This is a genomic window from Vibrio sagamiensis NBRC 104589 (genome assembly GCF_007990935.1).
Classification (GTDB): domain Bacteria; phylum Pseudomonadota; class Gammaproteobacteria; order Enterobacterales; family Vibrionaceae; genus Vibrio; species Vibrio sagamiensis.
The window spans coordinates 1-2,681 of sequence record NZ_BJXJ01000095.1; the positions used below are offsets into that span (position 1 = coordinate 1).

Genomic DNA, 2,681 nt, shown 5'->3' on the forward strand with positions numbered 1-2,681 from the left:
AATTCAACATCCTTATCCCCTCAAAACCTTGAATGGTTGACCAGGCCCGCTTTCGCACTTTGAAGCTACCGGTGGCTTCGATAAACTTTTTAATGGGAGCGTGGTCAGATTCAATGCCATTGTTGAGTTATTTCACTTGCTGATGTTCTACATCTTGTCGTAAGCGGCCTTCACGCTTGAGAACGCCACCAAGTAACTGCAGCGAAGTTTTTTGCAATTTTGTTTTACACTGTCTTGTTGCCCTCAGCCCTTACAAACTAAGGGCTGACACCTCGCCTAAGAGATCATCCCAAAAACACAAATGATCATCAAAAAAGTGACCTAAAATACACAGCTCATTTAATTTCAATAACTTAGCCAAACCAATCAGATCAACCCTGATCGTTAAAATTTCAATTTCTTGCAATTTTTTGCACTCTTCGCAATTTTATCTCGCCCTCTGTAAGCCATTCTTAGCGCCTCAAATATCCCCTATCCCCCGTGATTCCTAAAGGGCTCGCGGCAGGCTGGCGCCTTACCTAGATAACCTAATTGCACTGAATAAAAGTTGCGAAAAAACGAGATCAAAAACGTCGCAGGTGGGGAGGAGGAGTGCGTTTTTGGTGACGTATTTATACTTTAGCTGACTAGTTAGTAGATATAGGTTGCTGCCTTCGCTTTTTTAAATAACTCCATCATTGTTCTATTCACTTTCAAAAACAATAATTACACATAAAAAAAATATAAATCACAAGTTTCAATTTCAGACAAATAAAACATTTTTGTAAGTTCTATCTTTCATATTAATGTAAATGGGATGTTAAGTTTTTACATCATTGATTTTAAAATTTAAAAACTTATAGGTCTTTTAATTATGAAACTAACAACAACTTTATTGGCTACCCTTATTTTTGCTTCAACAGGCGCTATTGCTAATACAACAAAATTAACTGAACAAGATGAATTATTAATTCAACGTGCAGAAAGGACGCAATTTCGTCATTGTGTAAGTAAACAACTTGAAAAACTTTCGAACTCACCTGAGTTGCAAATGGATCTAGGAGTTGCATATGAAGACGCGGTAGCTATTATTGAACACTTTAGTGAGAGGATACCTCATCATTCTCCAATTCCATTTTCAACAAGTACTGCTGCTATTATGTTAGTTTCGAGTTGCATTGCACCAGCAAAAAATTAATTTATTCATACTTGAATTTTGATCTATAAGTTTTCTTTAATAGGAAAAACCATGAAAATTCTAACAGCAATCACCACTTCTATAATTTTATTATCTCCATTTGCTGCCAATGCCTATGATGCAGATGAACTATTTCAGGAATGTGTAAAAGATAGTTTCTCCGATTTACATAGATTCCTAGACTATAATTATAAACTATGCCAAGATAAAACTAGATGCCCTCTGCTACAACGTGACCTTGGTAATATCCAACGAGTATGGGCACCTGGCGATAGTATATTTAGCGAAATACGACTGGATTATAACGCTTCAACAATAACTCGTTGGGGGGATTCTGTAGGTCTTAACGAAGCGAATACCCGTGAATTGATAATTAGAACAGTTAATAAGTGCGGTATTAGTTTCTAATTTTCAGAGAAAAACGGTCAATATAATGTAAAATAATCTACAAATAAAAAGAGTGGCTTATATCCACTCTTTTTATTTATTCGCCAATAATTTTTAAGCTTCAATCTGAATTAAAGTGCTTTTCTGACATAAAATCTGGTCAGCATGACCCCATTCTTACCATTTACTAACAGGTTTTTTGCCCTCCACCACGCTAGCAGCGTTTCGCTGAAATAGAATTGCGAAAAAATGAGATCGAAAACGCTGCAGGTGGGGAGGAGGAGTGCGTTTTTGGTGACGTATTCATACTTTGGGTGACGAATTGGTATATATAAGATACTGTCGTCAATATCTTTAATTTACTTAATTAAATATGATTTATCAGGTTACCTCACATATCAATTTCCTTTCAAAAGCAATAATTACATAAATATGATTGACAGATCAAAGAGCGCATATTAAGAGAAAGTTTTTTCTGCATTTTTTAAATTTATGACTAATATAAACTTGTCATTATTCCTGAATTTTTAGGAATATTAAAAATAAAAAATAGATTATAGGAATTTAAAAAATGAAATTAATAACAACGTTACTAGCTACCCTTCTTTTTGTTTCAACAGGTGTTACTGCCAATACAACGACATTAACTGAACAAGACGAGCTATTAATTAATAAGGCAAATACTTTACTTATGGGCCAGTGTATATCGAATATGATTAATTCACTAAAATCTCAACCAGAGATTATGACTCATCTTCAAGGAACATATAGTGAAACAAGGCGTACTATTTTGGAAAATGGTATCGCACAACCTGCTATCCCTTCTAGTCCTCTTTTTACTGCTGAAGAATTGACCTTATCTTTGATGACACACTGTATTAACTAAATATAATCAGCAATATTTACATCTACTAAAAGAGTGGGCTATACCCCACTCTTTTTATATATACATTTAGCATAATTTTTAATCTTCAATCTGAATTAAAGTACTTTTCCGACATAAAATCTGGTCAGTATGACCCGATTCTTACCTTTTAACTCACAAGTTTTTAGCTCTCCATTACGCTAGCAGAGTTTCGCTGAAATAGAATTGCGAAAAAATAAGATAGAAAACGCT

At 34.5% G+C, this 2,681-nt stretch carries 3 protein-coding genes and 1 pseudogene; 3 read left to right on the forward strand and 1 reads right to left on the reverse strand.

Annotated elements, in window-relative coordinates; all coding sequences use genetic code 11:
- A pseudogene (locus VSA01S_RS19430) lies at positions 1–181 on the reverse strand (DDE-type integrase/transposase/recombinase); the annotation flags it as partial.
- A 672-nt stretch (positions 182–853) separates the two neighbouring features.
- On the opposite strand from VSA01S_RS19430, the gene VSA01S_RS19435 reads away from it, so the two are divergent.
- The 3 genes from VSA01S_RS19435 to VSA01S_RS19445 all read left to right on the forward strand — a co-directional run bounded on the left by VSA01S_RS19435 (position 854) and on the right by VSA01S_RS19445 (position 2,450).
- Complete coding sequence (locus VSA01S_RS19435; protein ID WP_039982554.1) at positions 854–1,177, forward strand: hypothetical protein; 324 nt, start codon at positions 854–856, stop codon at positions 1,175–1,177.
- Between the two features lie 51 nt (positions 1,178–1,228).
- Positions 1,229–1,585, forward strand: a complete 357-nt coding sequence (locus VSA01S_RS19440) for a hypothetical protein (RefSeq protein ID WP_039982553.1) — start codon at positions 1,229–1,231, stop codon at positions 1,583–1,585.
- Between the two features lie 550 nt (positions 1,586–2,135).
- Entirely contained in the window at positions 2,136–2,450 is a 315-nt protein-coding gene (locus VSA01S_RS19445) for a hypothetical protein (protein WP_050567414.1), read from the forward strand.
- Positions 2,451–2,681 lie beyond the last annotated feature (231 nt).